The following is a 25849-nucleotide window of genomic DNA, read 5'->3' as shown; positions in this document are numbered from 1 at the left end:
CAGCGCATATCCCTGTGGGAGCGGGCTTGCTCGCGAAAGCGGTGGATCAGTCAGCATTTTTATCGACTGACACTACGCCTTCGTGAGCAAGCTCGCTCCCACAGTTTTTACGCGATGCGGATCAGAACGCGTAACGCACCTTCGCGGTGAAGCTGTCGGCGTCGAAACCGCTGGAGGTCAGATAGTTGTAGGAGCCGCCGACGCTCCAGGCGCCCATGCGGTAGTTGGCGCCCAGGCCCAGTTCATAGCTGTCACGCACCGGAGTGGTACCGCGGCTGACGGAGGGCTCGCCCCCCAGCACGAATGCCGATGTGGTGCTGACCTTGTCACCGATGAAGTCATGCCAGGCCATCAGCTTCGCTTCCGGTTCCAGGCTGCCGCTGCCGACATCGAATGCCGCCGCCAGACGTGCACCGACGCCCATCTCACCGACTTCATAACGCTGACTGCCGACCTTCAGCGACGCCGAGCTGCCCTTCTCGCGATACGCATCCATGCCCACATTGGCATAGCGCGCGCCGACTTGTGGTTCCAGCACCACATCAGGCATCAGCCGCAGGCTGTAACCGGCCAGAGCGCTCACGCCGAAAACGTCACTGTCGTAATCAGCCTTGGCTTGAGTGCCGGCGATATGACGTTTGTATTCGTTGTCGTTCCAGCCGTACATCAGCGACGAGTCGACGAACCAGTTGTCATGCACCCAGTTGCTGTACAGCGTCAGCGCATGCCCGGTGACTTTGGTCTTGTTGCCGAGATCGGATTTCACATCGGTATCGAGGTAGCTGTAGGCCAGACCCAGTGTGGTATCGGCATTCAACTGACCATCGGCACCGACCGCGATCCCGTGGCTGTCGGCGTCATAACCGGCCACACCGCGACGCTCGTCCTGGTTGGCATCGCTGCTCAGGGCTTGCAGCCACACACCTTTTTCCGGGGCGCCGGTGGCTGAGCGTGCGCGACTGGAGCGATCATTGATCACGCCCGAGACCAGCGTCTGGCTGTTGGTCGCCGCGTGCAGTACACCACGGCTGACATCCGGGCTGAGGGTTTCACTCAGGCGCGCCAGTTCGGCATCGGTGCTGGCGTTGGCGAATGCCTGGAACACCGGATCCTGTTCATCGAGGCGTGCCAGCAGTCCTGGCACATGCCCCACCGCCGTCGCCGCATTATCACTGCCGCCGACTGCCAGGGTGTTCTCGGCCAGCACCTCGCTCGACTTGGTTGTCACCACGCTGGTGATGTCATTGCCGCTCACGCCGAAGCTCTTCACGTCCAGCAGAGCGGAGGTCGAGGTCACGGTCAGGTTGTTGCCACCGACCAGATTCCCCGAGCTGATCAGGGTGTAACGCGTGCCACCGGGGCTCACGCGAAAATCACTGGAGCGCGCCAGCAGACGCAGTTGCGCGCCCGGGGCGACATCGGTGGTGCCGGTGACTTTCAGTACAGGCAGCGCCGGGTTGGTGTCATTGCCCAGGTACATCTCCAGCACCGAGTTCGACTCTTCCATGTCGAAGTCGCCGATGAAGGTGGTGTGCGGTTTCATCAGGGTCAGCGTGCCCTCCTCGATGGTGACGTAGCCGGAGCGGATGGTCGAGCCGTCGAAAATCGCGTCACCGTCGACCTTGACCCCGGACAGGCCGAGCAGATCACCCTTCACCGCGCCGCCATAGAAGTAGAAATAGCTCGCGCCGTCATCGACCTGGATCGCCGCCTTGCCACCCTCGATCAACCCGTTCATTTGATAAATGCCGAAAGGCAGGGCGCCATTGGCCTGGCCACTGACATGCACACCGATGTCCTCACCGGAGATGGTTCCGCCGTTCCACAGCGCGGTGGAATTGGCACCAATCGGACCGCTGAACTTGACCCCCTCGAACACCAATGCCTCGGCATTGGCGCCGGTCGCACGGATGGTCCCTGTGTTGTTGACCGACAGGCTCAGCGTTGCGCCGTCAAGCAATACGCCCAATGCGTCGGTACCGCTTGCGCTGATGGTGCCTCGGTTGCTCAGCCCGGTCATGCTGGTATGCACCAGCAACAGGCCACTGGCGGTCTCGCCGCTGACATCGATGCTGCCGTTATTGACGAATGAGTTGCCCAGCGTGCTGCCGATATCGGAAATACCGCTGGAGGTACCTGCATCGCTCAGGCCGTGAACCGAAATAGAGCCTTCGTTGATCAGCGCGCCGGCGATGTTGTTCGGCACCACTCCAGCGGTCCACAGACTGATACCGGTTCCGAACTTGGCACCGTCAATCCGGATATTGCCGGTGTTACGCAGTTGATCCGCCGTCACGCCAGTGAGTTGTGCGCCGTAGGTCATACTCACCTGGGAAACGGGCGCGATGTTGCCGTTACCGCTCAGAGTGATCAGCCCCCAGTTCTGCAGATTACTGGTCAGCGGGCCGCCACTCAGATCGTGGTTCAGGCTCGCGCCAGCGGCGACAGCCATAGAGGTGTGCAAAACAGTGGCGGCGGAGATGGAAAGCGCCAGGACAGAGCGGCGCAGGCAAACGATAGTCACGCGAGATTCCCTTCCAAAACATGAGAAACAGTTTCAGCAGGGTTCATTACGTGATTCAGGCATCCCTACCGTCCCGCCAGGTCGTCCTGGCTCGGGCGCGGGGGAATGTACACGAGCCATCATTTTGATACCACACAAAAGTCAAAGTGATGGCGTCAATTTTCAGGGCAATACATCGAGTATCCGCTCAGGCCGCATTCTCCTGCGCGCTTGAGCTTTGCGATCAACCTAGTTTTTGCTCTCGATCTTGCCGCCCGCATCCGGATCGTATAAGTCCGGAATCTCGTAGCTGTATTTCTTCAACCAGCGTTGCAGCGCCAGCTCCCGCTCTGCCGCGGTGGCGGTTTGCGGTTTGGGCGAAGCGGCGTGGTTGCGGCTTTGCAGCAATAGCCAGCCTTCGGTTTCCTGTTGCTGCGCCGAGGCCGGGCCGGCATCGATTGCCTGGGCGGCGAACGGCAGGCTGAGCAGGGCCAGGCAGCACACGCTGTGCAAGGTATTCATGGTCATCTCCCGGAGTGTCACTTAAGCGCCGACGGTTGTGGGTCAGCCACCACCGCCACCTGATTACCGGCCGCCGCCGGGGCCTTGGCCGGCACTTTGAGTTTTTCCGCGCGGGCTTGGGCGTCGGCGAACTGCTCCGGCGTCAGGTGCGCGCGGCTGACGATTTCGGCGGCTTGCTGCCAGTTGTTCTGGTACAGCAGCAAGCTCACCAGATTCAGCGTGGCCAGTTGGTCGTTCTGCTTGAGTTCAATAGCGGTAAGGAATTCGAAGCGCGCGTCCTCAAGACGCAACTGGTTGAGGTAGACCACGCCCAGGTCGTTGCGGATCTTTTCATTGGTCGGCGCCAGACGCACCGCGCGCTGCAGGTGCGCCTGGGCCTGACCGTTGTCGCCACGGGCGGCATAGATCTGTCCCAGGCCATGTTCGGCATCCGCCGTCAGACAGGTGCCGAGCAAACCGCGATACAGCGGCTCGGCTTCGTTGCGCCCGAGCAAGCGGTAAACCCTGGCCTTGCGCAGGCGTACCTCGACCAGTTTGTCGGGCAGACTTTGCAGATTGGCCAGGCTGGCGTGCAGCTTGCCGTCGTTGGCCAGATCGTCCGCCAGGTTCAGCGCCAGTTCCTGTTCGGAATCGAGTTTGCTGCAACTGCTCGGTGCGAGCATCGCCGACCACGGCGCCTGGCCGTCAGTGGCGCAACCGCCGAGTAACAACACACTTGCCAGGACAATCAATGCTTTCATCAAACGCTCTCCATGAGCCACGTTAGCTTGCAAATGCCCGGGTAATCGCGGTGAACCCCGGGCCGGCCAGTACGATCAGCAAGGCAGGAAACAGAAACAGCATCATCACCACCGACATCTTCGCTGACATCTTCGAGATGTATTCCTGCAGCCGGGTCAGGCGGCGGTCGTCGAGTAATTGTTTGAGCGCCAGCAGTGACTTCATCGCCCCGCCACCCTGCTGGATCAGTTGCTGCAAAATCACGCAGGTGTCGGTGAACTCATCGACCGCGAGCATCACCGAGGCCTTGTTCAGTTCCTGTCCCAGCTCCAGTCCCGAGTCAACCCGGGCCAGAATCAGGCGCAGTTCGCGGGTCAGTTCCGGCAGCAGTTTCTGCCCTTCGGTGCTGAGCACGCGCAAGGCTTGTTCGACTGCCATGCCTGATTCGAACAGGATGCGCAGCAGCGGAATGAACGTGGAGATTTCCACCGCGATGGTTTTCTGCCGGCGTCCGGCGGCGTAGGCCAGCAGCCGCTTGGGCAGCAGGTAACCGGCGCCGGTGGCGAGCATCGGCACGATCCAGCGGTTGGCCGCTTGAGGGAAGAACACCTCCTGCAGAAAGATCGCCAGCCCCAAAACCAGCAGCGGCGTGCCGATCTGGCAGGCGGCGAACAGCGAGCGCTCGTTGGCACGGCGCCAGCCCAGGCGACTGAGCAGGGTCTGGGTTTCGCTGTCGATGCTCACCGAGCGCTGACCGAACCTGCTGTTGCCCAGAGCCCGCAGCCAGCTACCAAAACGGTTCTCGCGCACCAGTTGCCCCTGCAAGCGCTGGTTGACCTGGCGCACCCGGCGGCGCTCGGTGAGCAAGTGATTGACCACCAGCAACAACGCACCGAGCAGCAGCATCAGAGCGGCGAGATAGACCATTTCAAATACTCCGCAACATGCGCCACAGCGCCAGGCAACCGGTCACTTGCAATACCACGGCGATGATCAACATGGTCCGGCCACCGGAGTCATGCCACATGCCGAGCATGTAGCCGGGGTTGGTCAGCATGAAGTAGCTCACCAGAATCACCGGCAGCGAACCCAGCACCCACGCGGTCATGCGTGTTTCGCCAGTGAGCGCGCGCAGCTGCCGGGCGCCCTGGTCACGCTCGCGGATCAGCTTGATCAGGTTCTCCAGCAGCTCACTGGCATTGCCACCGTAGCGATGGTTGACCTTGAGGCCGAGGGCAAACATGCGCAGTTCGTCCTGCTCGTAGAGTTCGGCGAAATCGCTGACCGCATCCGGCAGGTTGACGCCCAGTTGCACGTTGCGCTGCACCCGGCCCATGGCTTTTTTCAGCGGATCGTCGCTCGATTCGATGCCGCCCATGACCGCGTCGCTCAAGGTGCGCCCAGATTTCAGGCTGCGCACGGTGTAGTCGAGCAACTGCGGCAACTGCTCGATCATGCGTTTGATCCGGCGTTGGTACAGCCAGGAAATGTACAGACGCAGGATCAGCGGCGGCGCCAGCAGCATCGCCAGCAAACCGATCCAGTCCGCCAGCAGATAGCCGAGGACAATCGCCACGCCCCACAGGGTCAGCCACAGCCCGAAACGTTCGGTCGGACGACCAAGCCCGGCGCGCAGAAACATCCGTTCAAGCCCGACCCAGGTCGGCCTCTGCGCGACCAGTTGTGGCTGCCCCGCCGCCAGGCGATTGAGCACCCGTTCGTTAGCGGTCTTGTGGATGCCGTGCACGAACAGCCAGATCGACAGCCCGAGCAGAATCAGACAAAGCAGGATGAGAATGGCCGGTCCGATCATGATGCAAGTCCCATGCGGTCAGCCCAGGTGGGTCTCGTGGCGCAACTTGTCGCCGGCCGGATTGACCGCTTCGCGCAGGAAGCCGAAACCGGTACGCCGATCAAGGCGAAACAAGGTGTTGGTGACGTAGACGTCTTCGCGGATGCCGACCACTTCCACCACCTCGCTGACACAGCGACGGCCGTCGGGCATGCGGGTCAGCTGGATGATCACGTCGAGGGCGGCGCAGATCATCTGGCGCAAGGTACGCTCGGCGATCGAGCGACCGGTCAGCCCCACCAGCGTCTCCAGACGCAGCAACGCATCCTGCGCATTGTTGGCGTGCACGGTGCTCATCGAGCCGTCGTGACCGGTGTTCATCGCGGTCAGCACATCGACCACTTCGACCCCACGAATCTCGCCGAGGATGATCCGGTCGGGACGCATGCGCAGGGCGTTGCGGATCAGGTCGCTGGCCTTGACTTCGCCGTGGCCCTCGGCGTTCGGCGGACGGGTTTCCAGGCGCACGACGTGCGGGTGGCCAAGCTGCAATTCGGCGACGTCTTCGATGGTCACCAGACGCTCGTGGGGGTTGATCAATTGGCTGAGGATGTTCAGCAGCGTGGTCTTGCCGGTGCCGGTACCGCCGCTGATCAGCACGTTGCAACGCTTGCCCACCGCCTCCTGGAGGAACTCGAAAATCGCCAGATCGATGGTCTGCATCGCCATCAGGTCGCTGCTCTTGAGCATGTCCTTGCGAAACTTGCGAATCGACAGGCATGGGCCGTCGAGCGCGATCGGCGGGATGATCGCGTTGACCCGGCTGCCATCCGGCAGGCGTGCATCGACCATCGGTGAAGACTCATCGAGGCGCCGCCCAAGTGGCGCGAGAATCCGTTGCATGACCCGTTCGACGTGGTGCGCGTCGATAAAACGCAGGTCACTTTGATGCAGCACGCCATCGCGCTCAATGAACACCCGGTGCGGGCCGTTGACCAGAATCTCGGTCACCGACTGATCGCGCAGCAGCACTTCCAGCGGGCCGAAACCGGTGAGTTCATCGACGATTTCTTCGGCCAGCCGCTCCATCTCGTAACGGGAAATCGCCAGGTGCAGGCGGGCAATGTATTCGGCAACCTTGTCGGTGACAAACTGCGCCAGCAATTGGCGCGAGCCTTCCAGCAGGTTTTTCCCCGACTCCTCGATGGCGTCGATGATGTAGCGGTGCAGGACCAGTTTCAGGCCTTCGTGATCAGTATTGCCGGTCGCGCCGCGCTGCACCGCGCCGAACAGTTTTTCCGCGCTCATGAGGTGCCTCGCAAGCGGTCGAACCAGGTGACTTTGGGTTTGGCCAGGCCTTCGGAGCGCTTGGCCAGACGCTCGCCGAGAGCACGCAGGCTTTGCGTGAGTTTTTCCCGCGGGGCCAGTTCGAACAGGCTGACGCCCTGGTTCTTGGCGTTCAGGCGCACTTCGGCGTTGGCCGCCAATACCGCGATCACTTCGAGGTTGAAGGTTTTGCCCAGGGTTTCAGCATCCGGGGCAACGCTGCCCAGATAGCCGTCCACCAGCAAACGCGCGTGGTCGAGCTTCATGCCTTTCTCGCGCCACAGATTGAGCACGGCCAGGTTGCGGCGGCAGTTGAGCACGTTCTGATCGGTGTACCAGATCAGCTTGTCGCAGTGGCTGACAAAGGTGCGCAAGGCTTCACTGTCGGACTGCCCGGTGAGGTTCACGACGATGTGCTGGAAGTGTTGGCGCAAGGCGCTGAGCAACATGTACAGCTCGGCGGCGCTGGTGTTTTCCAGCGGCTCGTCGCTGCTGGCATACGCCAGAATCCGCAGCCCCGCTTCAGCGCTGGTGAAGGCACTGTCGATCAGGGTCGCGTCGAGCCTGCGCAAGTGACGCAAGGCATCGCCGAAGTGGAACGAACTCTCGAGCCCGAGCAGCGCCAGGCTGTCGCCGCGCGGCAGCCCCAGATCCAGTAGCAGGGTCTGCTGTCCGCTCTTTTGCACCACCTGCGCCATATGGTTGGCCAGCAGCGCGCCATCGCAATAGCTCTGCGTGCCGTACAACACTGTGAGGCCACCAAGCTGCGTGTTGGCCGCCACCGGTGGCAAGCGCTTGTTCAAGCGCCGCACCAGCCCGGCGACCTCACTGGCCCGCGAACCGTAGGCGACGAAATCCCGGGCGCCGGCACGCATCGCGTTTAGCACCAGTTGGTTGTCCATGCCGTCGCCGAGCGCGACGATGGCGAGCATCGGTTTGGCTTCCAGCGCGCCTTCAATCAACGCACTCTGCGCGACCACGTGGTCTCGATCGAGGCCGACGAACACCAGACTGGCGAAGGTGACGTCGACCAGCGCCAGCAACTCATCCAGGCTCCCGGCCCCGGCGCTCACCACCTGACCCAGCGGCGCGAGTGCGCCTTGCAGCCACTCCAGATCGGTGCTGTTACGGGTGATCGCGAGAAAGGTCTGGCTCAGGTTCTGGTTCATTGGGACAGCCCACTGCGCTTGTCGAAGTTACCGTTTTCGAGGAAGAACATGCGGTAGAAATTCGGATCGTAGTTGCGCAGTTTTTCCCCCGGCAGCGACGGCAGTTGCGCGTCCGCCGCCAGTGGCTGCACCAGATGCGGGGTGACGATCATCAGCAGTTCACGCTCTTCGCGTCTGATCTGCGAGCCTTTGAAAAAGGCGCCGAGCACCGGGATATCGCCCAGCCCCGGAAACTTGTTCACTTGCGAGGTGTTGCTGGTGCTGATCAAGCCACTGATGACAAAGCTTTCGCCGTCGGCCAGCGAGATGCTGGTGTCGGTACGGCGTACGGTAAGGGCCGGCACCGGGGTGCCGGCGATACTGATGGCGTTGGCGTAATCCAGTTCACTGACTTCCGGCGCGACCTTCAATGCCACGCGATTACGGTCGATCACAGTCGGCGTCAGGGTCAGGCGGATGCCGAACTCCTTGTACTCGATAGTCACCGTGTCGCTGCCGGCGCTGGGCACCGGAATCGGGATTTCACCGCCGGCCAGAAAGCTTGCGCTTTGCCCGCTCAGCGCCACCAGGCTGGGGCGCGCGAGGGTGTAGGCGAAACCGCTGGTTTCCAGGGCATTGATGATCGCCATGGTCTTGCCGCCGACCCACGAGAAATTGAACAGGCCGTTATCCACCGGCAGTCTCGGCGTCGGCACGCCGTCGATGGGTGGCAAAGTACCGGGCGATCCGAAGAGGAAATTGCCCCGAGTGCCGATCAGCGAAGCGGTGGCTTCCTTGAGTTTGGTGCGGCTGACTTCGACGAAACGAATGTCGGTCTGCACTTGCGAGGGCAGCGTCGGATCATCGGAAGGCAGTCTGCTGGCGCTGGTCAGTGCGGCGGTGGCACTGCCCTTGACGAACACCATGCTCTGCCGCGGTTCACTGGAGCACGAGGTCCAGACCATCAGGCTGGTGGCGCCGGGAGCCACCCCGGTGAGTAGAAACGAGGCGCTGCCGGTGTCATGCACGTCGGCGATCTTCGGGTCGCCGATGGCCACACGGGTGATCGCCACGGGTGACTGGATATCCTGCTGGAACCCTTCGCCAATCTCGATCACCGGCGGCATACGGCCGAGTGCCGAGCAATTGCCGGTAGCCGCGATAGCGGCGTTGATCGACAGTCCCATCAGTATCAAGGCCCGGACGACAGGTGTTAATAGCGGCCTGAATCGACTCTGCATGCACGTGGATCCTTGCTCAGTCATGGGGCTTGTTGGGAAAGCTGATTGCCGCGGATCACTTCCATCGGCCGCGCACCGCCGTGGCCGCCAGTGGCCGGCGCTTTCGGCGCGGCACCGAGGGCCAGTTGGGTGAACTGGAAGAGTTGGCTGTTGGCGTTGTCCAGATGCGCCGGCGCCTGCTTTTCACCGGCCCAGTATTTGGCCAGACGCTGTTCCTCGCTGCTGCGCACGGCCAGGCGCAGGGTACCGACCTGAGTGGCGAGCATCATCCGGCTCAGCAATTGTTCAGGCACGGCCAACACCACGGTGCGCGCGGCGATCCGGCGCTGATCCTGTTTGAGTTTTTCGTCGGCGCTCAGGGCCGGGCTGGCGGGCTGCCCATCGTTGGTCAGGCCGTATTGCTCACCGACGCCGAGCACGCGCATGGCCGGCACGACGATCTGCGCCGACTGCTGCAGATTGCTCGCGTCCTGACGCAGGTAGAGCAGCACATCAACGTAGTCGCCGGGCACCAGTTGCCCGGCGGCGCCGATCACTTCGTCCACGGCCACGGTGAGCGCGCGCTCGTCACTGCGGATCATCCGCGCCAGCGCTCCGCCGGCTTCGAAGCTTTCATCGTTGAGCCAGGTGCCGGCGCTCAAATGGCGCCACGGTTTACGCCCCACGACCTGATCAACACTGGTCAGGCTGCCGGCCGGCGCACTGCGCAATTTTTCCACGGCCACATCGGCAGCGGTCAACGGGGTGAACGGCGGCACATCGTGCAATAGCACGACCACGGGCTGACGGGTCTGATCCTCGGCGGCGGCCACGGTTTTTTCCACCACCACTGCTGAAGCGGCAGGCGCCGGGGCAACGGGAGCCGGCTGTCGACTGAGGACCAGGCCCCAGTAACCGACAATGATTGCCCCAAGCAACAACACTGCCGCAAGCCCCATGGTGACGCGACTGTTCATGACGGCTCTCCCTTTCCTCACTGCACCGACAGCCTGTACTTCCTGCCGAGAGAATTTTTCGCGATCAGGCAGCTATGAACATGCAACGATTTCGCTATTTCCAAGCTAGCTGATCCGAGCCAAAACGCCATTTCTGACAGCAAAATAACTCACTAAAGTATGAGTCCTGGCCAATTAACTGTAGGGTTTGGCTCGACTAACGTTCTGGTTAATCCTTTGTGATTAATCCGTTCTTACAGTTGTTGACCGGGGGTTTGTTGACAATGCTTTGATAGCACGGTGAAAGCATGCCGCTGTAGCGTTGGATCGGCGCCAGAGGCGCAAAGGAGTGGACGTATGATTCTCGAATATCTGCTGGCCAGGGCCCGTCTTTTTCTCAAAAGCGAGGAAGGGGCGTCGGCAATCGAGTACGCAATCGTGGTGGCCATGGTGGCCGTGGTTGTCGTGGTGTTCGTGACACCTGTCGGCAACAAGGTACTGGCGATTTTCAATTCAGTTCTGACCAGTCTTGGCGGAACGGCTCAGGTCCGACCTACGCCTTGATACCCCCCGCTCGTCCCCTTTCAATGCCCGCGCGCGGGTGAGCAATCGCGCGCCCGGGCGTTGACGAGGCCATTGAATTTCCAGCGTGCGGCCGAGGGCTGACGCAAAGGAGAATGCTCATGGTGCTTGAATATCTGTTGCTGCGTGCGCGGGCGTTTTTGGCAAATACGGAAGGCGCTTCGGCCATCGAGTACGCGATTGTGGTGGCCATGGTGGCGGTAGTGGTGGTGGTGTTCGTGACGCCGGTTGGCGCTCAGGTGCTGGCGATCTTCAACAGTGTGCTGGTATCCCTCGGCGGCACTGCACAAACCGCTCCGGTACAAACCCCCTGATGTGAGTCGCGTCCGGCGAATGTCGCGCTACACTCGATCTCACTTCCAGCTTTTCAGGGACTGCCCATGACTGCCTCCTCGCTCCCCCGCCAACAGTTGCTTCTGGTTGACGACGAAGAGGACGCGTTGCTTGAGCTGGCCGAGTTACTGGAGGGCGAGGGCTTTGTCTGCCACACCGCCACCTCGGTGAAACTCGCCCTGCATCACCTCACCCGCTTTCCGGATATCGCCTTGGTGATTACCGATCTGCGTATGCCGGAAGAGTCCGGCATGTCGCTGATCAAGCGCCTGCGCGAGCACACTTCACGCCAGCATCTGCCGGTGATCGTGACCTCCGGACATGCCGACATGGAGGACGTCAGCGACATGCTGCGCCTGCAGGTGCTGGATCTGTTTCGCAAGCCGATCTACCACGTGCGCCTGCTGGAAACCCTGGACAATCTGTTCCCCAAACCGAAGACGCAGGCCGGGTAATACGGGCGAGGTGTTTTTGGCAGAATTGACTGCCTGTCCGCGTGGGACAGGCAATCGCGATCAGTGTGCGGTTACACGCTGACGGGCGGCCGAAGCACTGGGCGACAGCGCCAATGCCAACTGCGTGCGGTTGTGCATATGGGTCAGGCGCAAGACCTGCGAGACATACAGTTTCACGGTGTTTTCGGTGATGCCCAACTCGCAGGCAATCTGATAGTTGGTCTGCCCCTTGCCCACCAGCCGAGCCACATCCAGCTGTCGTGGCGACAATTGACTGAAGATCTCCGGAATCTCCTGCTCGGCTTCGGCGCTGTCGCCGCCGAGCATGTCTTTGACCACCGCCGCCGGATTGCGTCGGACCTTGTCCAGATCCTGGTAGAGATCGTCGATGGACTCCGAGAGAAATTGCAGCTTCTGGTTCAGGTGCCCCAACTGCACATTCTTGTGCCGCTCGTGCAGCGCCGCTTCCTGACGCTTCACGCCTTCGAGCAGTTCATCGAGCTGGATCGGCTTCTGGTAATAGTCGGCAATCCCGGCGCGCAACGCCTTGATCACGTCCTGTTTGTCGGCGCGACCGGTGAGCATGATCGCTTCGAACACCCGGTGTTTGCCGCAGATACGTTGCAGTTCCTGCACCATCTGAATGCCATCCTTGTCCGGCATATGCAGATCACTGAGCACCAGGCCGATTTCCGGGTCTTCGCTAAACCGTTCGATCGCCTGCATGCTGGATTCACACGGCACACAGCGGTAGCCGCTGCTTTCGAGAAACTCGCACAATTCTTCGACGATCAAGGGTTGATCATCGACCACGAGCACTTTTACCGCCGACGTAAGCTTGTTCACGAACCACTCCATTGCTCGAGGCCAAAGCTGACTTTTTCTGCACTTTGGCGGTGTAACGACTTCATTTGAAAGTAGACGCACTTTCCGACTATGTACATAGGACTAGTGGCGCCTGGCGACTAATGGATCCAATGAATCGAAGCCAGTACCCCCAGCAGCACGAACGGTGCAAATGGCAGCTTTTTTGACGTTCCAGGCTCCAAATATCGAAGATGTTCTCTAAGTCGTTGACTCATATGAAGCCAGACTCTTGGCGCAATCAGCAGCCAGAGCAAACTGGCGATACCCGCGCCGATAAACGCACACAGAATGAATAAACCGTTCGTCGCAAGGCCCATGGCTGTCATTAATTTCACATCGCCCGCGCCCATCCGGCCCATGAAATATCCTGGAACAGTTAACCCCAGGGCGATCGCGGCGGCCCACCATCCTTGCTGCGCATCAGCCCCGAACCAAGTGGTGCCGGTCACCCACAGATGAATCAGCGCCAGCGCTCCCGCACCGAACGTCAGCACATTAGAGATGCGCCGTTGCCGGGCATCCTGGGCGGCGCACAGGGCGAGCCAGATCAGGAGAACTAAACTGTGCATCCGGTTAAATCCATCCGATTTTGCTGATTGATTCTATGCTGATACTACGCAGTGAAAGTCAGGGTAGACGCACTCATGAAAACCGGCTTCGCAAAATCACAGGCAGGCGCAGTGGCGATCGAATTCGCCTTGGTATTCGTGATTTTTTTCGCCGTGTTCTACGCGCTGGTCAGTTACAGCCTGCCGTTTCTATTGATGCAGAGCTTCAACGAGGCGACGTCCGAAGCGGTGCGCCGCAGCGTCGCGGTGGATCCGAATACCCCCGGCTATGCCTCGGTGGTGGTGAGCACTGCCAACGCCGTATTGGCCGATCAATTGCAGTGGACATCAACCCTGAATCTGGTGGTCGGCGTCGACACCTCAGCGGTCTATGACGCCGCTCAGGGCACGTTGACGGTCAGCGTCAATTACCCCACCAGCAAGCTCAATCAGATCATGCCGTTTCTGGTGCTGCCGGGGGTGGGCGCGGTGCCCAGCCTGCCCGCCAACCTCACCGCCTCGTCGAGCCTGAAATTTTGACCGGCGGCGACAATCTGTTCGGACGCCTGCTCAAGCGTGCGCCACCGCCAGCCAACGAACTGCCCGATCATCTCGGCGCACCGCCGCTGGGCTTGCACCTGCAACTGGATCACGACGGCTGCGTGTTGCAAATCGCCGGGCCGTTGCGTCACCAACTGGCACAACAACCGCCCCACAACTCGCCGTTGCCGCTGTCGACTTATTTGCTGGCGCACAGCACGCTGGCCATCGAGGGCTGCCCGCAGGACTGGCAGGGGCAAATGCTCGATCTGGACTTTCCCGGCCTCAGCGATCAGACCCTGCACCTGCGCGGTTGGGTGCAGCCTTCGGCGGCGGGCTGGGTGCTGCAACTGATGGACATCGGCGACCTGCTGCTGGAGCGCCAGCAAGCGCGCCACCGCGAAGCCTGCCAGGCACTTGCCGGGCAGATCAGCGAACACCTGCGCGTCTGTAGCCTGACGCGTTTGCCGAGGGTGGTCAGCGAGCAATTGCAGGCCATCGCCCAGCGCTGGCATATCCCGTGTCTGGCCATCGCCCTGCTCGACGAACAGGCACAGGGCTGGCAGATCTACGAGCAATATCGCGCCCACGATGCGCCCATGCTGTGGCAGGACGGCCAGCGTCTGGGCACGCCGCTCGACAGCCTCAACGGCAGCGCGCCGCAGCGCCTTGGCGCCCATCACGGCTTGTACGAACACGCGCGGGTAGAGGCCACGTTCGGTAACGCCGACGGATTCGCCGTGCCCTACAGCGATGATCGCGGGGTGGTGGCGTGGCTGCTCTGCGGCTTCTATACCGTGGACGTTGCCGCGCCGCACCTCAGCGACCGCGACTGGATGGCACTGACCAGCGCCCTCGCCGGCCCGCTGCTCAGCCGCCTGCGAGAACAGCAACATCATCACTACACCGAACGCCTGGAATCGCTGCAGACCCTGCTCGGCACCGGTTGGTGGGAACTGCATGGCGACGACGTGCTGCTGGCGCCGTCGCTGCTCGATGTGTTGCCGGCGGAACGTGCTCGCATCTCGCTGCAAGACTGGCTGGCACTGATTCATCCGGCCGACCGCGAAGAACTGCGCAGTCGTCTGCATGCCCTGCAATTGCATGGCGAAGCGCTGACCCTGTGCGTTCGCCTGCACCGCAGCGGTCCCGGACAAACGCCCCTGTGGTATCGCGTTCAGGGCCAGGTCGCCGGCAGCGGTGAACAGCGGCGACTGGTGGGATTCATGCTCGACATCAGCGACATCCAGAACCAGCAGCAACGCGCCGAAGCCGCCCATGCGCGGCTGGATAACCTGATCGCCAGTTCGCCGGCGGTGATTTATGTGCAGCGCTACGTCGAGGGTGCGCTGCTTCCGGACTTTTTCAGCGCCAGCCTGCAGCCGCTGCTGGGCTGGACGCCGGCCGAGGGCTGCGCCGCCGACTGGGTGCAACTGATTCATCCCGAAGACCGCGAACTGTATTTCGCCCGCACCCGACAGCTGTTGCGCGAAGGCTCGGCGCGCGCGCGTTTTCGCTTGCGCGACGCACGCGGCGACTACCACTGGCTGCTCGACGAAGCCAAGCTGCTGCGCAATGACCTTGGTCTGCCGGTCGAAGCCGTCGGGCTGTGGCTGGACGTCACCGAAGCGACCCTCGCCGCCGAACAGGTCAGACACAGCGAAGAGCGCTACCGGATTCTGGTGGAAGACTCTCCGGCGATGATCTGCCGTTATCGCCCGGACCTGACCCTGACCTTCGGCAACCGGCCGCTGGCGACCTATCTGGAATGCACCCCGGAGCAATTGCCGGGGGTCGATCTGGGCAGCTGGATGTCCGACGAACAACGCGCCGCCTTCGTCCAGCGTCTGGCACTGCTGACGCCGGAGCTGCCGGTGAGCACCGCCGAAATCAGTTTGCAATTGCCCGGGCGCGAGCACGCCTGGTGGGTGTGGTCTGATCGCGGGGTGTTCGATGAACACGGGCGCCTGCTTGAGGTGCAGGCCGTGGGCCGCGACAACACCGAGGTGCGGCGCTCGCAGCAGCAACTCACACAAAGCGCAAAAATGGCCACCCTCGGCGAAATGGCTACCGGTTTGGCCCATGAAATCAACCAGCCGCTGAACGTGATGCGCATGGCCATCGTCAACGTGCTCAAGCGTCTGGGTAACGGTGATGTGCAGATCGACTACCTCACCGACAAGCTCAATCGCATCGACGCCCAGGTGCAGCGTGCGGCGAAAGTGGTCGATCACATGCGCGTGTTCGGCCGTCGTTCGGAGATCGAGCAACAACTGTTCAACCCGGCCTCGGCCATTGAAGGCACGCTGTCGCTGCTGGCCGAAGGCATGCGCGGCAAGGGCGTCGACCTGCGGATCAGCGAAACCGCTTTCAGCGTGCAGGTGCGCGGTTATGTCGATCAGTTGGAGCAGGTGCTGATCAACCTGATGGTCAACGCCCGCGATGCGCTGCTCGGCAAACGCGAGAAAGACTCATCGTTCAAGCCATGGATCTCGATTTATGCCGAGCGCGACGAGCACAAGGTGCGACTGTGGGTCGAGGACAACGGCGGCGGCATCGACCCGCGCTTGCTGGAGCGGATTTTCGAACCGTTCTTCACCACCAAACCGGTGGGCGTCGGCACCGGGCTGGGGCTGTCGGTGAGCTACGGCATCATCGAAAACATGGGTGGTCATTTGAGCGTGCGCAACTCGCTGGAGGGCGCACGTTTCTGCATCGAGTTGCCGATTGCCCCGGACGCCTAGATCACCAGATAGGCCTTGCCGGTCTGGCCGCAGGTCATGTTGGCACCGACGTCGACGTCCATCAGGTTGATGCCCAGGCTTTTCAGCAGATTGTTGAGCAATGGGTCGAGCAATGGGCTTACCAGGTTGGTCACAACAGGCAGCAGATGATTGGTGACATCACTGATCAATGAGGCGACGCCAGTCACAATTGCGCCTAGCGGATTACTACCTTGTGGCCTGTATACGATCAAATTGATCCCCGCCAACGTATTGCTCAGGCTGCCGACGATATTGGAGGTCGGCGCAGCTGATTGCACGCTTGGCGGTAGTTTCAGGTTGGCGGGCGTTGCGAATGGCGTACCGCTGGAAAACAACAAGTCCTGCGAGTTTTGCGCAACGCTGGTATCCAGCATGATCGCGATACCGCCGGCACCGTATTGAATATGCGAATTGGGGTCACAACTGCCGAGCCCAACGACCCTGTAGCACGTCGCGATGCCAAGATCGATCAGCGGCAAGGGCGTGACCGTCGGCTCGGCTGAAGATGAGAAGGCATTGGTCGGGTCGATCTTGCCGAGCTTGAGGTCGGCAATCGAGGTAATGGTATGCGCCGTCAGGCTCTTGGTACCGGTGGATCCGTTCGGGCAACTGTAATCAGTGACATAACTTTTGGCACCACCGGCATCCAGGCTGATATCGATTCTCGGCGACGGCAAAAGCAGTGGATCCAGTTGCTGACAGCCAAGGCAGACCACCGAGTTCAGTACTGCCACCAGATTCAGGCCGAGCACAGCATTGAGCGTCGAGGTCAGCCCACCCACCAGGCCCAGCACCGCGTTGGTCAGCCCGGCCACCCCGCTCAATACCGGCAGATCCACCGAGAGCATCGTGCGGATCTGCGCCGTGCGCACATAAATCCGGTCCGCCCCCAACGGATTGGCCTTGGCCCGCGCCGGATCACCAATCGCCGAGAACTGCGGCGGCTCGATCACCTTGACCCGCACCGTGACATTCGCCAGCCCCAGCACGCTGATCGGCAAGGTCGCGGCCACCGCGCTTTTGCTGTTGGCCAGTTGCACCACACCCTGAATCAGTTGCAGCAGTTGCAGGTTGGCATCCAGCCCGGCTGCCGTGGTACCGGTCTGCAACTGCAGGATGTCGCCGAGTTTGACCGGCGCCGCATTGATCGCCGCAACCTGCAGCTGACCCAACGCAGTAATCACCGTGGCGGTCGCGCCATTGAGCTGCACCACCGTCGCGGCCGCCTGAATCAGCTGAGTGACCGTGGCCTGGGTGTTGAGCAGTTGCGTGTAGTTGCCGGCGGCGACGTTGAGGTTGATCGCCAGTTGATTGAGGTAGCTCAGCAGGTTGATGTCGGTATTGAGCAGACCGTCCCAACCCAGTGCCGTGAGGTTGACGTTGCCGCCGAGCAGCCCGGAGAACAGCGGATTGAGAATGTTCGACTGGGCGGTGTTGATGCTCGCCAGGGTGCTGCGGATGTTCAGTTGCGCAACCGTCGGGGTCGGTTGCGCGGCGACGGCCGAGGCGTTGAGCGTGGTGTTCAGGCTGACCGCCGAACCGCTGAACAAGGCCTGCACGCCACCGGCAAAACTGGTGGTGACTGTGCGGCTGGCGTCCACTTTGATTGCGCTCGACCGGGTTGCATCGGCGGTGAACGCGCGCAAGCCGCTGGCCGCGGTCTGCACGCTGCCGCAGGTGGTCGTCAGAGTGTTGTTGGTATCGACGGTATAGCCGTTGCGCACTGCGCTTTGCCCGGCATACGTGGCGGCGCTCAGACCGGACTGACAATTGCCGCCGCGACTGACCGCTTCCAGCGCCGCGCTGTCGACCACCCGCTGCAATTTGCGCTGTTCCATGTACAGCCGACCGGTATCGACCACCAACAGCATCAACACCAGCGCCAGACTGAGGGTGGCAGCCGCCATCAAGCTGATCGCCCCGCGTTGCCGGGCCGGGCCGTTGAACTGCGAACAAGGCGACATGGCGCACTCCTTTGCCGGCGCGTTGCCGAGCGCTACCTCCGATGGTGAATTTGAGTGTAGACGGCGCTAGTGGCAACGCGCCATTTGGTGCTGCACAAAACCCTGCTGGTCTTCGCCTGCTCGCGAATGCGCTGTGTCATTCAACATGGATGTGGCTGACACGCCGTCTTCGCGAGCAAGCTCGCTCCCACAGGGGGATTTGTGGTGGGGCAAAAAAATGGGAGCCTCTTGGGCTCCCGTTTTTTTTACAGCGGACTAGCGCGGTGGATAGTTGGCCAATATCCGGCTGACGGTTTCGCGCACCGCGTTGCTGCGATCCTGTGGATTGGGCGTGCTGCTGAGCATTTGCTCGTCGCTGCCACGCCACACCAGTTTGCCGTCCTTGCCATCGAGCAGGTCGATCTGGATGGTCGCCACCTTGTAGGTGATATTGCGGGTTTCGTTGTACATCGGCGCGCCCCAGTAACCGTTCCACGGGCCGCCCCAACCGCCGCCGTAGTTGGTGGTCACTTGCTGCTGACGATCCTCGACGATCAGGTAGGTCTGCACGCTCAAATCACCCTTGGCGCCCGCAGCGGCAGGGCGCAAACCGCGCTGGTCCAGTTGATCGGTGACGGCCTGGCGGATGCGCTGCTCGGTCAGGTCGCTCTTGATCCGGGGATCATCCGGGCGATATTGCAGCGCCGGTTCTTTCCAGCTCCAGCTGCGATAGGCGGCAAAGTCGCGGCTGGCGTCAAAGTCGTGATTGACCCGGTTGGCGGCACAAGCGCTGAGCAGCGCGGCCATGGCCAGTAAAGCGAGACGGCGGTACATGGTTTTTCTCCGGTTGAAGACATGAACCTGCTAGAGCTTCTCGATTAACCGAAGCTAGCTCGGAGGATACGCCGACATGGCCTTTTCCACAGCCTCGCGAATCGCATCGGTGCGGTCGATCTGGCTGCCCTTGTTGGCGGTTTCGGCGCTGGCGCTCCATACCGGTTGGCCGGTGCCGGCGTCGAACAGGTCGACCCGCACCACCACAACCTGCTCCTGATAGGTGCGAACAATCGGCACGCTGTTGTACATGCCGTAACCGTGCCCGTAGCGATCATAGCCACTGTATCCGCCGTAGCCGTACCCGTAATCGTCCTGGACCTGACGCAAGCGGGTTTCCAGACGCAGGTTGGCGGTAACGAACAGGTCGGCCGGGCGATTGTCGTGCAACGGGCGCAGCCCGCGCTGATCCAGCGCATTGCTCACCGCTTCGGCCACTTGCGCCGAATCCGCCCAGGCGGTGCCCGGCGGCAATTGCCCATTGAGCCAGGCCCAACTGCGATAGCGTCCATAATCGCGCGTTGGCGCCGGATAGGCGCTGCGATCAAAGGTGTTGGCCGCTTGCGGCGGCGCTGGCGGCAGCGGCCGCGACTGCGCGACGTAGGGGTTGCTGCCCTGGCAGGCGGCCAACCCCAGACAGATCAGCAGTAACCCCGATTGTGCTTTCATTTTGCGCTCCGATCAGATCGGCCGGCAGATCCAGTGCAAGTAACGCCCAAGCCCGGCGAAGCTTGGGTGACGACGGTGCGCGAGCTCCATCTCCAGCAAATCCACCAGTTCGGCGCGGGCCTGAAATTCCACCGGCATGTAGTCGTGGAAAACTCGGATCCCGCTCTGGCTTTCGACCTGCCACAAGCCTGCGAGTTGCGTTGCCAGTTCCCGCGGATCGAGTGGCTGCTGCGGGGTCAGGCTCTGCTTTTCACCGGCCATGGTGTTTTTGCGCATTTTCTTGAAATGGCCTTTGAGCAGGTTGCGATAAATCAGCGCATCACGGTTGTAGAACGCCAGCGATAGCCAGCCACCGGGTTTGGTCAATTGATGCAGCACCGGCAGGATCGCGTGGGGTTCGGCCAGCCATTCGAGCACGGCGTGGCAGATCACCAGATCGTACGGCTCGGTGAGCTGACCGAGCAGTTCCTGCCACGGCGCCTGAATGAACGTCGCGCTCTGCCCGGCTTCGGCGAAGCGCTGGCGGGCACCTTCGAGCATCGGTTCGGCCGGCTCGGTGAAGGTCACGTCATGGCCACGCTCGGCCAGCCACAGCGACATGTGGCCCAGACCGCCACCGATGTCCAGCACGCGCAACGGTCGATCCGGCAACGCTTCGGCAAGATCGGCCTGCAACACCGCGAGGCGAATCGCGCCTTTGGCGCCGCCGTAGATTTTTTCGGCGAAACGGGTCGCCAACTGATCGAAATGCCGGTCGCTCATCAGCTGAACCGCCGTTCGCTGTCGGCGAGCTTGCTGCGCACCACTTCATTCATGTCCAGCCCCAACTCGCTGCACAGCAGCAACAGATACAGAACGATGTCGCCGACTTCCTGCCCGGCATGCGCCAGTTTGTCCGCCGGCAACTGGCGCGACTGGTCTTCCGTCAGCCACTGGAAAATCTCCACCAACTCGGACATCTCGACGCTGGCGGCCATGGCGAGGTTTTTCGGGCTGTGAAATTGCCGCCAGTCATTGCGGTCGCGAATGGCGTGCAGGCGTTCGGTCAGTTCAACAAGGTTCATCGGGCTCTCCTGAAGGCGTATAGCTTCGGGGGGATACGCGTTGAAGGCAAGGCCCATGTTGGAGCTGCCGCAGGCTGCGATCTTTTGATCTTGCCCTTGAAAATCAACGGCAAAAGATCGCAGCCTGCGGCAGCTCCTACAGATTTTCCGTTCGGCGCAGCAATGGGCCATACTCCTGACAGGGAACTCGGCCACCCGCGTTGTGGCCCAAGGCTCAGCTCTTTCATCAGGATGCACACATGCAGGTAGAAAGCTTTTTCGAATGGCTCGGCCAGGCACTCGGTTCGATCATCCGTTTCATCGTCGATGGGCTCAGCGGCCTGTTCAACATTCTGAGCAACGCTGGCGGCAACTTTGTCGATGGCCTGGCCAAGACGCTGGGCATGGACACCTCGATCATCAGCATCCTCGCGCTGATCGTCGGCCTGATGCTGCTGTGGTCGGCCATTCGCGCGTTCATGAATGCGTCGATCATTGCCGGGATCATCTGGCTGCTGTTGGGGTTGTGGTTGCTGAGCTGGATTATTCACTGACACCCCTCTTCTACTGTGGGAGCGGGCTTGCTCGCGAAAGCGTCAGATCAGTAAAAGCTGTTTTGACTGACACACTGCCTTCGCGAGCAAGCCCGCTCCCACAATAGATCGCATGAATCGCTACAATCCCCGCTCCCCCAAGGAGCCCGCATGTCCAACCTGATTGCCGACTGGCGCGACCGCCCGACTCACCGCAAGGTCTGGGCGCTCGCCGCGCCGATGATTCTTTCGAATATTTCCGTGCCACTGGTGGCGCTGGTCGACAGCACTGTCATCGGCCACCTGCCCCACGCCCATCAGTTGGGCGCGGTGGCGGTCGGCGCCAGCCTTTACACATTTCTCGCCTGGGCCATGGGTTTTCTGCGCATGGGCACCACCGGGTTTGCCGCGCAGGCCGCCGGGCGCAGCGATGGCGCGGCGTTGCGGCAGATTCTGTTGCAGGGTCTGCTGCTGGCGCTGGGACTGGCAATCGTGCTCGGCACTCTCGGTGTGCCGTTGAGCGGCGTGGCCCTGCATTTCATGCAGCCGTCAGCCGAACTCGATCAACTGACCCGTGAGTTCTTCCACACCCGGCTATTCGGTTTGCCGGCAGCGCTGGCCAGTTACGCCTTGGTCGGCTGGTTCCTCGGTACCCAGAACGCCCGGGCGCCGCTGGCGATTCTGCTGAGCACCAACCTGATCAACATCGCTCTCAACCTGTGGTTCGTGATTGGTCTGGAATGGGGTGTGGTCGGCTCGGCCCGGGCCTCGGTGATTGCCGAGTGGAGCGGCGCCCTGCTCGGCCTGTGGCTGACCCGTGGCGCTTTGCGCGCCTATCCCGGGCACATCGCCTGGGCAGCCTTGAAGGTGTGGCAGAGCTGGCGCCCGTTGCTGGCGGTCAACCGCGACATCTTCATCCGCAGCCTGGCGCTGCAATCGGTGTTTTTCCTGATCACCGTGCAAGGCGCGCGACTCGGCGATGCCACGGTGGCAGCCAACGCCCTGCTGCTCAACGGTTTGCTGTTGACTGCGCATGCGCTGGACGGTCTGGCGCATGCGGTCGAAGCCTTGTGCGGACACGCCATCGGCGCCCGTGACCGGCTCGCCCTGCGTCGCTCGCTGGTGGTGGCCGGCGGCTGGTCGTTGCTGGCCAGCCTCGGTTTTGCCGCGCTGTTTCTGTTAGGCGGGCACCTGTTCATCGAGATGCAAACCGACATCCAGAGCGTGCGCGACACCGCGTTCATCTACCTGCCCTATCTGGCGGTGTTGCCACTGATTGCGGTCTGGAGCTACTTGCTCGACGGTCTGTTCATCGGCGCCACTCGCGCCCGGGAAATGCGCAACGGCATGCTGCTGACCGTCGCCCTGCTGCTGCCGTTCGCCTGGGCGCTGCAAGGGCTGGGCAATCATGGGCTGTGGATAACGTTCCTGCTGTTTATCGTGTTGCGCAGCCTGACCCTCGGCGCACTGGCCCTGTGGCTGCGGCGTAACAACGGCTGGTTCAGCGGTACCGCTCACTGAGCAGGCGTGTGTCTGACGAACGCGACGACCTGATCGAGCACCGGCGCCAGCCGTCGTAGTGGCCGCGACAGGCTCGCCACCAGCGTCACATGATTGGGGCGCGAGTAGTACAGATCCTGCACCGGGACGCCTGCCTCGCGCAGTTTGCGCGCCAGGCCTGCGGTGTTGCGTGCCGGGTTGACCAAATTGTCCTTGGTCGCGGCAATCAGCAGCGCCGGGGGTTCACCGCTACGGACATGGTTGATCGGCTGCGATTGCGGCGGTGAGTCGGGCCAGAAGAACACCGGACGCACCTGCGGATTCTCGATCGGCAGAAAATCATACGGCCCGGCCAAACCGATCCAGCCGCTGAGGTCTTCGGGCGACATGCCCACCGCATTGAGCAGACCCGGATCCAGCGCCAGCATCGCCGCGTTGTAAGCGCCGGAACTGTGGCCCATCAGGTACAGGCGTTGCGGGTTGCCGGAGAACTCGCGGATATGCGCCCGGGTCCAGGCCACCGCCCGCGCCGAATCTTCAAGAAACAGCGGATAGCGCACTTGCGGGTAGAGCCGGTAATCCGCCAGCACCGCGACAATTCCCCGCGACGCCAGCGCCTCGCCGACAAACGCGTAATCGCCGCGAGCGCCGCTGTTCCAGCTGCCGCCGTAGAAGAACACCACCACCGGCGCATCCTTCAGCGGCTGGCGAGGCACGTAGACGTCGAGCTTCTGTCGCGGATCATCGCCGTAGGCGATGCCGGTGGTGCTGTGAAATGTGTCATCGGGAGTCAGCGCATTCAGCACCTTGACTGGAGAACACCCGGTCAGCACCAGCAGCAGGAACCCGCCGAGCATTGCGCCGAACCGTTGCCACAGAGGGTTTGCCATGGATGCCGCACCTCAGGGTTGATCTGTCTGCCAGTGCTGTCGCACATGATCGAGGCGTTCCTGCTGGCTCAGTCCGTCCGGCGCGCCGGGCAGTTGCGCCCGCGGATGCTGCAGGCGTAGCCACAACCAGTCATCCAGCACCCTGCGGTCGCTGAAACCCAGGTTCAGCCCCTCCTGCACATGGGAGGCCATGCGTGCGTAGTCGGTTCCCATTGATTGACACCAGCGCCAGATGTGTTGCTCCAGCAGGCAGCTTTGCAAACGTTCGCGCTGACGATGGGTGAGGCTTTCGTCAATCCCCAGCGGCTCGACCGCCCACTGCGGGTTGCGCAGTTGCTGCCAGCCCTGACTGCCGATGGCGAGGTCAGCCCAGGTGCCACCGAACCAGCGCAGCAGACGAATCGGCCCGAGCCAGCGGCTCAAGTCGGCGGCGTCACAGGCGTCGAAGAAATAACTTGCCGTCTGCCGATTGTAATAACCGAGCAAGGCACGGTGATTGAGGTCGAACGAGACGCTGAGCATCCGCCGCAAGTGACGCAGAAGTATCGGCGACGAGGCATCGCTGGCGAGCAACAGCCCCCGCCAGGTCTGCGGATCGCGGTGGCACAGCGCAGCTAGTGCCGGGCTCTCATGCAGGTCGACCAAGAGCGGCCCGTGCTCGCTTACCGCCTGAAACTCGGTGCCCTCGAACAGCCGCGTGCAACGTACGCTGGCGAACCCCTGACGCAGTGTCGCCAGCGCCTGCTGCGCATTGGCGCCATCGAGCAACAGCCACTGTGCCTGCGGGGCAAACCCCACGCCGCTCAAGCGGCGCCGCCCTGATCCAGCGACGCGAGCAGTCGGCAACTGCAGATCGACGCCGTGCAGTGGTTGTAACTGCCGCCGCCGGGCATCAGGCACAACAGCAACAGCGGTTCGGCAGACGTGAGCCATTGCGCCAGGCCCGCGCTCGGCAGCACGTCCGGCAACACCAATGGCGCTTCGCAATCTTCGATCACCGCCGGTTCCTGCAGCACGCCACTGATCACCGGCTGATCCGGATCGCCTTCATGAAAACTCACCACCACTTCAACGCCTTCGCGCAACGATGTCAGTGGGGCGTCGCTCAACGCTGCTGCGAGCGGCAGCCAACAATGGCTGGCGGCAGCGCCTTCACCCTGATAAAGCCAGTCGAACTGCACCGCCACCGGCCGCCGATCGTCGGGCTGCGGTTCATCGACCGTCACCACCCACGCACGTTGCAGACTGTGCATGCGCGGCCTGGCACACGTGCTCGTCAGTGCGGGCAGTGGCGCCTGAGCGGCGGCGACGATCCGGTTGCTGTAAGACGGCTCGCTGGCGGGATCAGCACGATGCTCGATCCGGCTCAGCAACCAGCGGCGGTCGCATTCGGCAAACGGATGCGCGGTCAACGCCAGCCACTGTGCGGCGCGCAAGGTCGGCAGATCGCTGTGGCCATAAGCTTTGCCGGGTTGCGCCGAACACGCGTCCACATCGCTGGCGTCCACCTGCATCTGCCAGCGTCTTACCGCCGGGGTGCTCGCGCCATCGTCCACAGATGCCGCGCCGGCCACGGGAAACCGCGCAGGATCATCGACAAAGACCAGACAATGTCCGTCCGGCCGGTGTTCGAAGTAATAGTGTATTCGCGCCTGCGCGCACAGCCGCTGCACGAACTGCAGGTCCGACTCACGGTACTGGGTGCAAAAAGTGTGCACCGGGTATTCGCACTGCAAATCAAAACGCCGTTGCGCGCCCACGATGCCGTGCTCCTTGAGCACCTGCGCGAGAATCTTCGGTACGCAATGGCTGCTGAAAATCCGCTGACTGAAACGCAGCGCCAGATAACTCAGCTTCGGTCCCAGTGTCACTCGACACAAGCGGGTGTCCTGATCGTGCTCATGCTGGACGACACTCTGCAATTGCCCGCTCAGGCCATTGTGCCCGGGACCGAACTGCAGGAACGCCGAGCGGTAAAGCAGACCGGCAAGGTCCAGTTGCGGGTCATCGATCAACAGATCGATATCAAAGGCGAAGGGTTCGCTGATGCCCTCACTTCCGGTAAAGGCCAGCACCTCGAAGGGCTCGGGCAGCCCCGTTACATCGAGACGAAACGACGGCTCGTTGACTGATTCGAACATGGGCGGATCTCTACAGGAG

General features: G+C 62.0%; 26 protein-coding genes. 7 read left to right on the top strand and 19 right to left on the bottom strand.

What is annotated here, in order from left to right; all coding sequences use genetic code 11:
- Window positions 1-121: 121 nt before the first annotated feature.
- The 9 genes from CKW11_RS15575 to cpaB all read right to left on the bottom strand — a co-directional run bounded on the left by CKW11_RS15575 (window position 122) and on the right by cpaB (window position 10208).
- Window positions 122-2524: an autotransporter outer membrane beta-barrel domain-containing protein gene (locus tag CKW11_RS15575; RefSeq protein ID WP_095138212.1), complete on the bottom strand. Its 2403-nt coding sequence runs from the start codon at window positions 2522-2524 to the stop codon at window positions 122-124.
- A gap of 228 nt (window positions 2525-2752) precedes the next feature.
- Window positions 2753-3025 carry a DUF3613 domain-containing protein gene (locus tag CKW11_RS15570; protein ID WP_095138211.1) on the bottom strand — a complete coding sequence of 91 codons (273 nt, stop codon included), beginning with the start codon at window positions 3023-3025 and terminating at the stop codon, window positions 2753-2755.
- A 17-nt stretch (window positions 3026-3042) separates the two neighbouring features.
- Window positions 3043-3765 (bottom strand): tetratricopeptide repeat protein, encoded by a 723-nt coding sequence (locus CKW11_RS15565; RefSeq protein ID WP_095138210.1) that lies wholly within the window; start codon window positions 3763-3765, stop codon window positions 3043-3045.
- Between the two features lie 22 nt (window positions 3766-3787).
- A complete protein-coding gene (locus CKW11_RS15560) occupies window positions 3788-4672 on the bottom strand; it encodes a type II secretion system F family protein (RefSeq protein WP_095138209.1) in 885 nt (294 codons plus the stop codon).
- Between the two features lies 1 nt (window position 4673).
- Window positions 4674-5558 (bottom strand): type II secretion system F family protein, encoded by an 885-nt coding sequence (locus tag CKW11_RS15555; protein ID WP_095138208.1) that lies wholly within the window; start codon window positions 5556-5558, stop codon window positions 4674-4676.
- An 18-nt stretch (window positions 5559-5576) separates the two neighbouring features.
- Window positions 5577-6845: a CpaF family protein gene (locus CKW11_RS15550; protein ID WP_095138207.1), complete on the bottom strand. Its 1269-nt coding sequence runs from the start codon at window positions 6843-6845 to the stop codon at window positions 5577-5579.
- On the bottom strand, window positions 6842-8032 hold the full coding sequence (locus CKW11_RS15545) for a pilus assembly protein (RefSeq protein WP_095138206.1): 1191 nt from the start codon (window positions 8030-8032) through the stop codon (window positions 6842-6844). The genes CKW11_RS15550 and CKW11_RS15545 overlap by 4 nt, the downstream gene beginning before the upstream one ends.
- Complete coding sequence (locus tag CKW11_RS15540; RefSeq protein ID WP_095138205.1) at window positions 8029-9252, bottom strand: type II and III secretion system protein family protein; 1224 nt, start codon at window positions 9250-9252, stop codon at window positions 8029-8031. The genes CKW11_RS15545 and CKW11_RS15540 overlap by 4 nt, the downstream gene beginning before the upstream one ends.
- A gap of 20 nt (window positions 9253-9272) precedes the next feature.
- The gene (gene cpaB / locus CKW11_RS15535) at window positions 9273-10208 is read right to left on the bottom strand and encodes a Flp pilus assembly protein CpaB (RefSeq protein ID WP_095138204.1); all 936 of its coding nucleotides are present in this window, start codon (window positions 10206-10208) and stop codon (window positions 9273-9275) included.
- Window positions 10209-10544: 336 nt separating this feature from the next.
- Here cpaB and CKW11_RS15530 point away from each other — a divergent pair, with 336 nt between their 5' ends.
- The 3 genes from CKW11_RS15530 to CKW11_RS15520 all read left to right on the top strand — a co-directional run bounded on the left by CKW11_RS15530 (window position 10545) and on the right by CKW11_RS15520 (window position 11557).
- Window positions 10545-10751, top strand: coding sequence for a Flp family type IVb pilin (locus tag CKW11_RS15530; RefSeq protein WP_095138203.1), 207 nt, complete (start codon window positions 10545-10547; stop codon window positions 10749-10751).
- Between the two features lie 119 nt (window positions 10752-10870).
- Window positions 10871-11083: a Flp family type IVb pilin gene (locus CKW11_RS15525; protein ID WP_095138202.1), complete on the top strand. Its 213-nt coding sequence runs from the start codon at window positions 10871-10873 to the stop codon at window positions 11081-11083.
- Between the two features lie 66 nt (window positions 11084-11149).
- The gene (locus tag CKW11_RS15520; protein WP_095138201.1) at window positions 11150-11557 is read left to right on the top strand and encodes a response regulator; all 408 of its coding nucleotides are present in this window, start codon (window positions 11150-11152) and stop codon (window positions 11555-11557) included.
- A gap of 60 nt (window positions 11558-11617) precedes the next feature.
- Here CKW11_RS15520 and CKW11_RS15515 read toward each other — a convergent pair whose 3' ends face one another.
- Both CKW11_RS15515 and CKW11_RS15510 read right to left on the bottom strand, forming a co-directional pair.
- Window positions 11618-12403 carry a response regulator transcription factor gene (locus CKW11_RS15515; RefSeq protein ID WP_095138200.1) on the bottom strand — a complete coding sequence of 262 codons (786 nt, stop codon included), beginning with the start codon at window positions 12401-12403 and terminating at the stop codon, window positions 11618-11620.
- Window positions 12404-12522: 119 nt separating this feature from the next.
- A complete protein-coding gene (locus CKW11_RS15510; RefSeq protein WP_095138199.1) occupies window positions 12523-12993 on the bottom strand; it encodes a prepilin peptidase in 471 nt (156 codons plus the stop codon).
- 75 nt (window positions 12994-13068) lie between these two features.
- Between CKW11_RS15510 and CKW11_RS15505 the strand changes: the two genes are divergently transcribed.
- Together CKW11_RS15505 and CKW11_RS15500 are read left to right on the top strand one after the other, a co-directional pair.
- Window positions 13069-13512 (top strand): TadE/TadG family type IV pilus assembly protein, encoded by a 444-nt coding sequence (locus tag CKW11_RS15505; RefSeq protein WP_047600510.1) that lies wholly within the window; start codon window positions 13069-13071, stop codon window positions 13510-13512.
- Complete coding sequence (locus tag CKW11_RS15500; RefSeq protein ID WP_095138198.1) at window positions 13509-16256, top strand: PAS domain-containing sensor histidine kinase; 2748 nt, start codon at window positions 13509-13511, stop codon at window positions 16254-16256. The genes CKW11_RS15505 and CKW11_RS15500 overlap by 4 nt, the downstream gene beginning before the upstream one ends.
- Here CKW11_RS15500 and CKW11_RS15495 read toward each other — a convergent pair.
- The 5 genes from CKW11_RS15495 to CKW11_RS15475 form a co-directional block, all read right to left on the bottom strand.
- Window positions 16253-18241: a pilus assembly protein TadG-related protein gene (locus CKW11_RS15495; protein ID WP_095138197.1), complete on the bottom strand. Its 1989-nt coding sequence runs from the start codon at window positions 18239-18241 to the stop codon at window positions 16253-16255. The genes CKW11_RS15500 and CKW11_RS15495 overlap by 4 nt on opposite strands.
- A gap of 255 nt (window positions 18242-18496) precedes the next feature.
- A complete protein-coding gene (locus CKW11_RS15490) occupies window positions 18497-19054 on the bottom strand; it encodes a DUF4136 domain-containing protein (protein ID WP_095138196.1) in 558 nt (185 codons plus the stop codon).
- 54 nt (window positions 19055-19108) lie between these two features.
- Complete coding sequence (locus tag CKW11_RS15485; protein WP_095138195.1) at window positions 19109-19723, bottom strand: DUF4136 domain-containing protein; 615 nt, start codon at window positions 19721-19723, stop codon at window positions 19109-19111.
- Window positions 19724-19735: 12 nt separating this feature from the next.
- Window positions 19736-20485 carry a methyltransferase gene (locus tag CKW11_RS15480; RefSeq protein ID WP_095138194.1) on the bottom strand — a complete coding sequence of 250 codons (750 nt, stop codon included), beginning with the start codon at window positions 20483-20485 and terminating at the stop codon, window positions 19736-19738.
- Window positions 20485-20787: a MazG-like family protein gene (locus CKW11_RS15475; RefSeq protein WP_007951009.1), complete on the bottom strand. Its 303-nt coding sequence runs from the start codon at window positions 20785-20787 to the stop codon at window positions 20485-20487. The genes CKW11_RS15480 and CKW11_RS15475 overlap by 1 nt, the downstream gene beginning before the upstream one ends.
- Before the next feature lie 239 nt (window positions 20788-21026).
- On the opposite strand from CKW11_RS15475, the gene CKW11_RS15470 reads away from it, so the two are divergent.
- Complete coding sequence (locus CKW11_RS15470) at window positions 21027-21320, top strand: hypothetical protein (RefSeq protein ID WP_007963021.1); 294 nt, start codon at window positions 21027-21029, stop codon at window positions 21318-21320.
- A 150-nt stretch (window positions 21321-21470) separates the two neighbouring features.
- On the top strand, window positions 21471-22820 hold the full coding sequence (locus CKW11_RS15465) for an MATE family efflux transporter (RefSeq protein WP_095138193.1): 1350 nt from the start codon (window positions 21471-21473) through the stop codon (window positions 22818-22820).
- Here the strand turns inward: CKW11_RS15465 and CKW11_RS15460 are convergent.
- Genes CKW11_RS15460 through CKW11_RS15450 form a run of 3 tightly spaced genes read right to left on the bottom strand, consistent with a single transcriptional unit; the run spans window position 22814 to window position 25830 of the window.
- Entirely contained in the window at window positions 22814-23689 is an 876-nt protein-coding gene (locus CKW11_RS15460; RefSeq protein WP_095138192.1) for an alpha/beta hydrolase, read from the bottom strand. The genes CKW11_RS15465 and CKW11_RS15460 overlap by 7 nt on opposite strands.
- Window positions 23690-23701: 12 nt before the next feature.
- Window positions 23702-24496, bottom strand: a complete 795-nt coding sequence (locus CKW11_RS15455; protein WP_095138191.1) for a DUF4123 domain-containing protein — start codon at window positions 24494-24496, stop codon at window positions 23702-23704.
- The gene (locus CKW11_RS15450) at window positions 24493-25830 is read right to left on the bottom strand and encodes a contractile injection system protein, VgrG/Pvc8 family (protein ID WP_095138190.1); all 1338 of its coding nucleotides are present in this window, start codon (window positions 25828-25830) and stop codon (window positions 24493-24495) included. Before CKW11_RS15450 ends, CKW11_RS15455 begins: the two co-directional genes overlap by 4 nt.
- Between the last annotated feature and the right edge of the window lie 19 nt (window positions 25831-25849).

This window comes from Pseudomonas sp. Irchel s3a10, assembly GCF_900187525.1.
Classification (GTDB): Bacteria; Pseudomonadota; Gammaproteobacteria; order Pseudomonadales; family Pseudomonadaceae; genus Aquipseudomonas; species Aquipseudomonas koreensis_G.
The sequence above is the reverse complement of the archived record's forward strand: the minus strand, read 5'-3'. Positions and strand labels throughout refer to the sequence as shown.

Excerpts from the sequence above, each read along its gene's own strand:
- CKW11_RS15505 (WP_047600510.1), top strand. The coding sequence starts at position 13,069 with ATGAAAACCGGCTTCGCAAAATCACAGGCAGGCGCAGTGGCGATCGAA.
- CKW11_RS15490 (WP_095138196.1), bottom strand. The coding sequence starts at position 19,054 with ATGTACCGCCGTCTCGCTTTACTGGCCATGGCCGCGCTGCTCAGCGCT.
- CKW11_RS15450 (WP_095138190.1), bottom strand. The coding sequence starts at position 25,830 with ATGTTCGAATCAGTCAACGAGCCGTCGTTTCGTCTCGATGTAACGGGG.
- CKW11_RS15540 (WP_095138205.1), bottom strand. The coding sequence starts at position 9,252 with ATGCAGAGTCGATTCAGGCCGCTATTAACACCTGTCGTCCGGGCCTTG.
- CKW11_RS15525 (WP_095138202.1), top strand. The coding sequence starts at position 10,871 with ATGGTGCTTGAATATCTGTTGCTGCGTGCGCGGGCGTTTTTGGCAAAT.
- CKW11_RS15560 (WP_095138209.1), bottom strand. The coding sequence starts at position 4,672 with ATGGTCTATCTCGCCGCTCTGATGCTGCTGCTCGGTGCGTTGTTGCTG.
- CKW11_RS15480 (WP_095138194.1), bottom strand. The coding sequence starts at position 20,485 with ATGAGCGACCGGCATTTCGATCAGTTGGCGACCCGTTTCGCCGAAAAA.
- CKW11_RS15485 (WP_095138195.1), bottom strand. The coding sequence starts at position 19,723 with ATGAAAGCACAATCGGGGTTACTGCTGATCTGTCTGGGGTTGGCCGCC.
- CKW11_RS15565 (WP_095138210.1), bottom strand. The coding sequence starts at position 3,765 with ATGAAAGCATTGATTGTCCTGGCAAGTGTGTTGTTACTCGGCGGTTGC.
- CKW11_RS15545 (WP_095138206.1), bottom strand. The coding sequence starts at position 8,032 with ATGAACCAGAACCTGAGCCAGACCTTTCTCGCGATCACCCGTAACAGC.
- CKW11_RS15510 (WP_095138199.1), bottom strand. The coding sequence starts at position 12,993 with ATGCACAGTTTAGTTCTCCTGATCTGGCTCGCCCTGTGCGCCGCCCAG.
- CKW11_RS15460 (WP_095138192.1), bottom strand. The coding sequence starts at position 23,689 with ATGGCAAACCCTCTGTGGCAACGGTTCGGCGCAATGCTCGGCGGGTTC.
- CKW11_RS15570 (WP_095138211.1), bottom strand. The coding sequence starts at position 3,025 with ATGAATACCTTGCACAGCGTGTGCTGCCTGGCCCTGCTCAGCCTGCCG.
- CKW11_RS15520 (WP_095138201.1), top strand. The coding sequence starts at position 11,150 with ATGACTGCCTCCTCGCTCCCCCGCCAACAGTTGCTTCTGGTTGACGAC.
- CKW11_RS15530 (WP_095138203.1), top strand. The coding sequence starts at position 10,545 with ATGATTCTCGAATATCTGCTGGCCAGGGCCCGTCTTTTTCTCAAAAGC.
- CKW11_RS15470 (WP_007963021.1), top strand. The coding sequence starts at position 21,027 with ATGCAGGTAGAAAGCTTTTTCGAATGGCTCGGCCAGGCACTCGGTTCG.
- CKW11_RS15495 (WP_095138197.1), bottom strand. The coding sequence starts at position 18,241 with ATGTCGCCTTGTTCGCAGTTCAACGGCCCGGCCCGGCAACGCGGGGCG.
- CKW11_RS15465 (WP_095138193.1), top strand. The coding sequence starts at position 21,471 with ATGTCCAACCTGATTGCCGACTGGCGCGACCGCCCGACTCACCGCAAG.
- cpaB (WP_095138204.1), bottom strand. The coding sequence starts at position 10,208 with ATGAACAGTCGCGTCACCATGGGGCTTGCGGCAGTGTTGTTGCTTGGG.
- CKW11_RS15555 (WP_095138208.1), bottom strand. The coding sequence starts at position 5,558 with ATGATCGGACCGGCCATTCTCATCCTGCTTTGTCTGATTCTGCTCGGG.
- CKW11_RS15550 (WP_095138207.1), bottom strand. The coding sequence starts at position 6,845 with ATGAGCGCGGAAAAACTGTTCGGCGCGGTGCAGCGCGGCGCGACCGGC.
- CKW11_RS15475 (WP_007951009.1), bottom strand. The coding sequence starts at position 20,787 with ATGAACCTTGTTGAACTGACCGAACGCCTGCACGCCATTCGCGACCGC.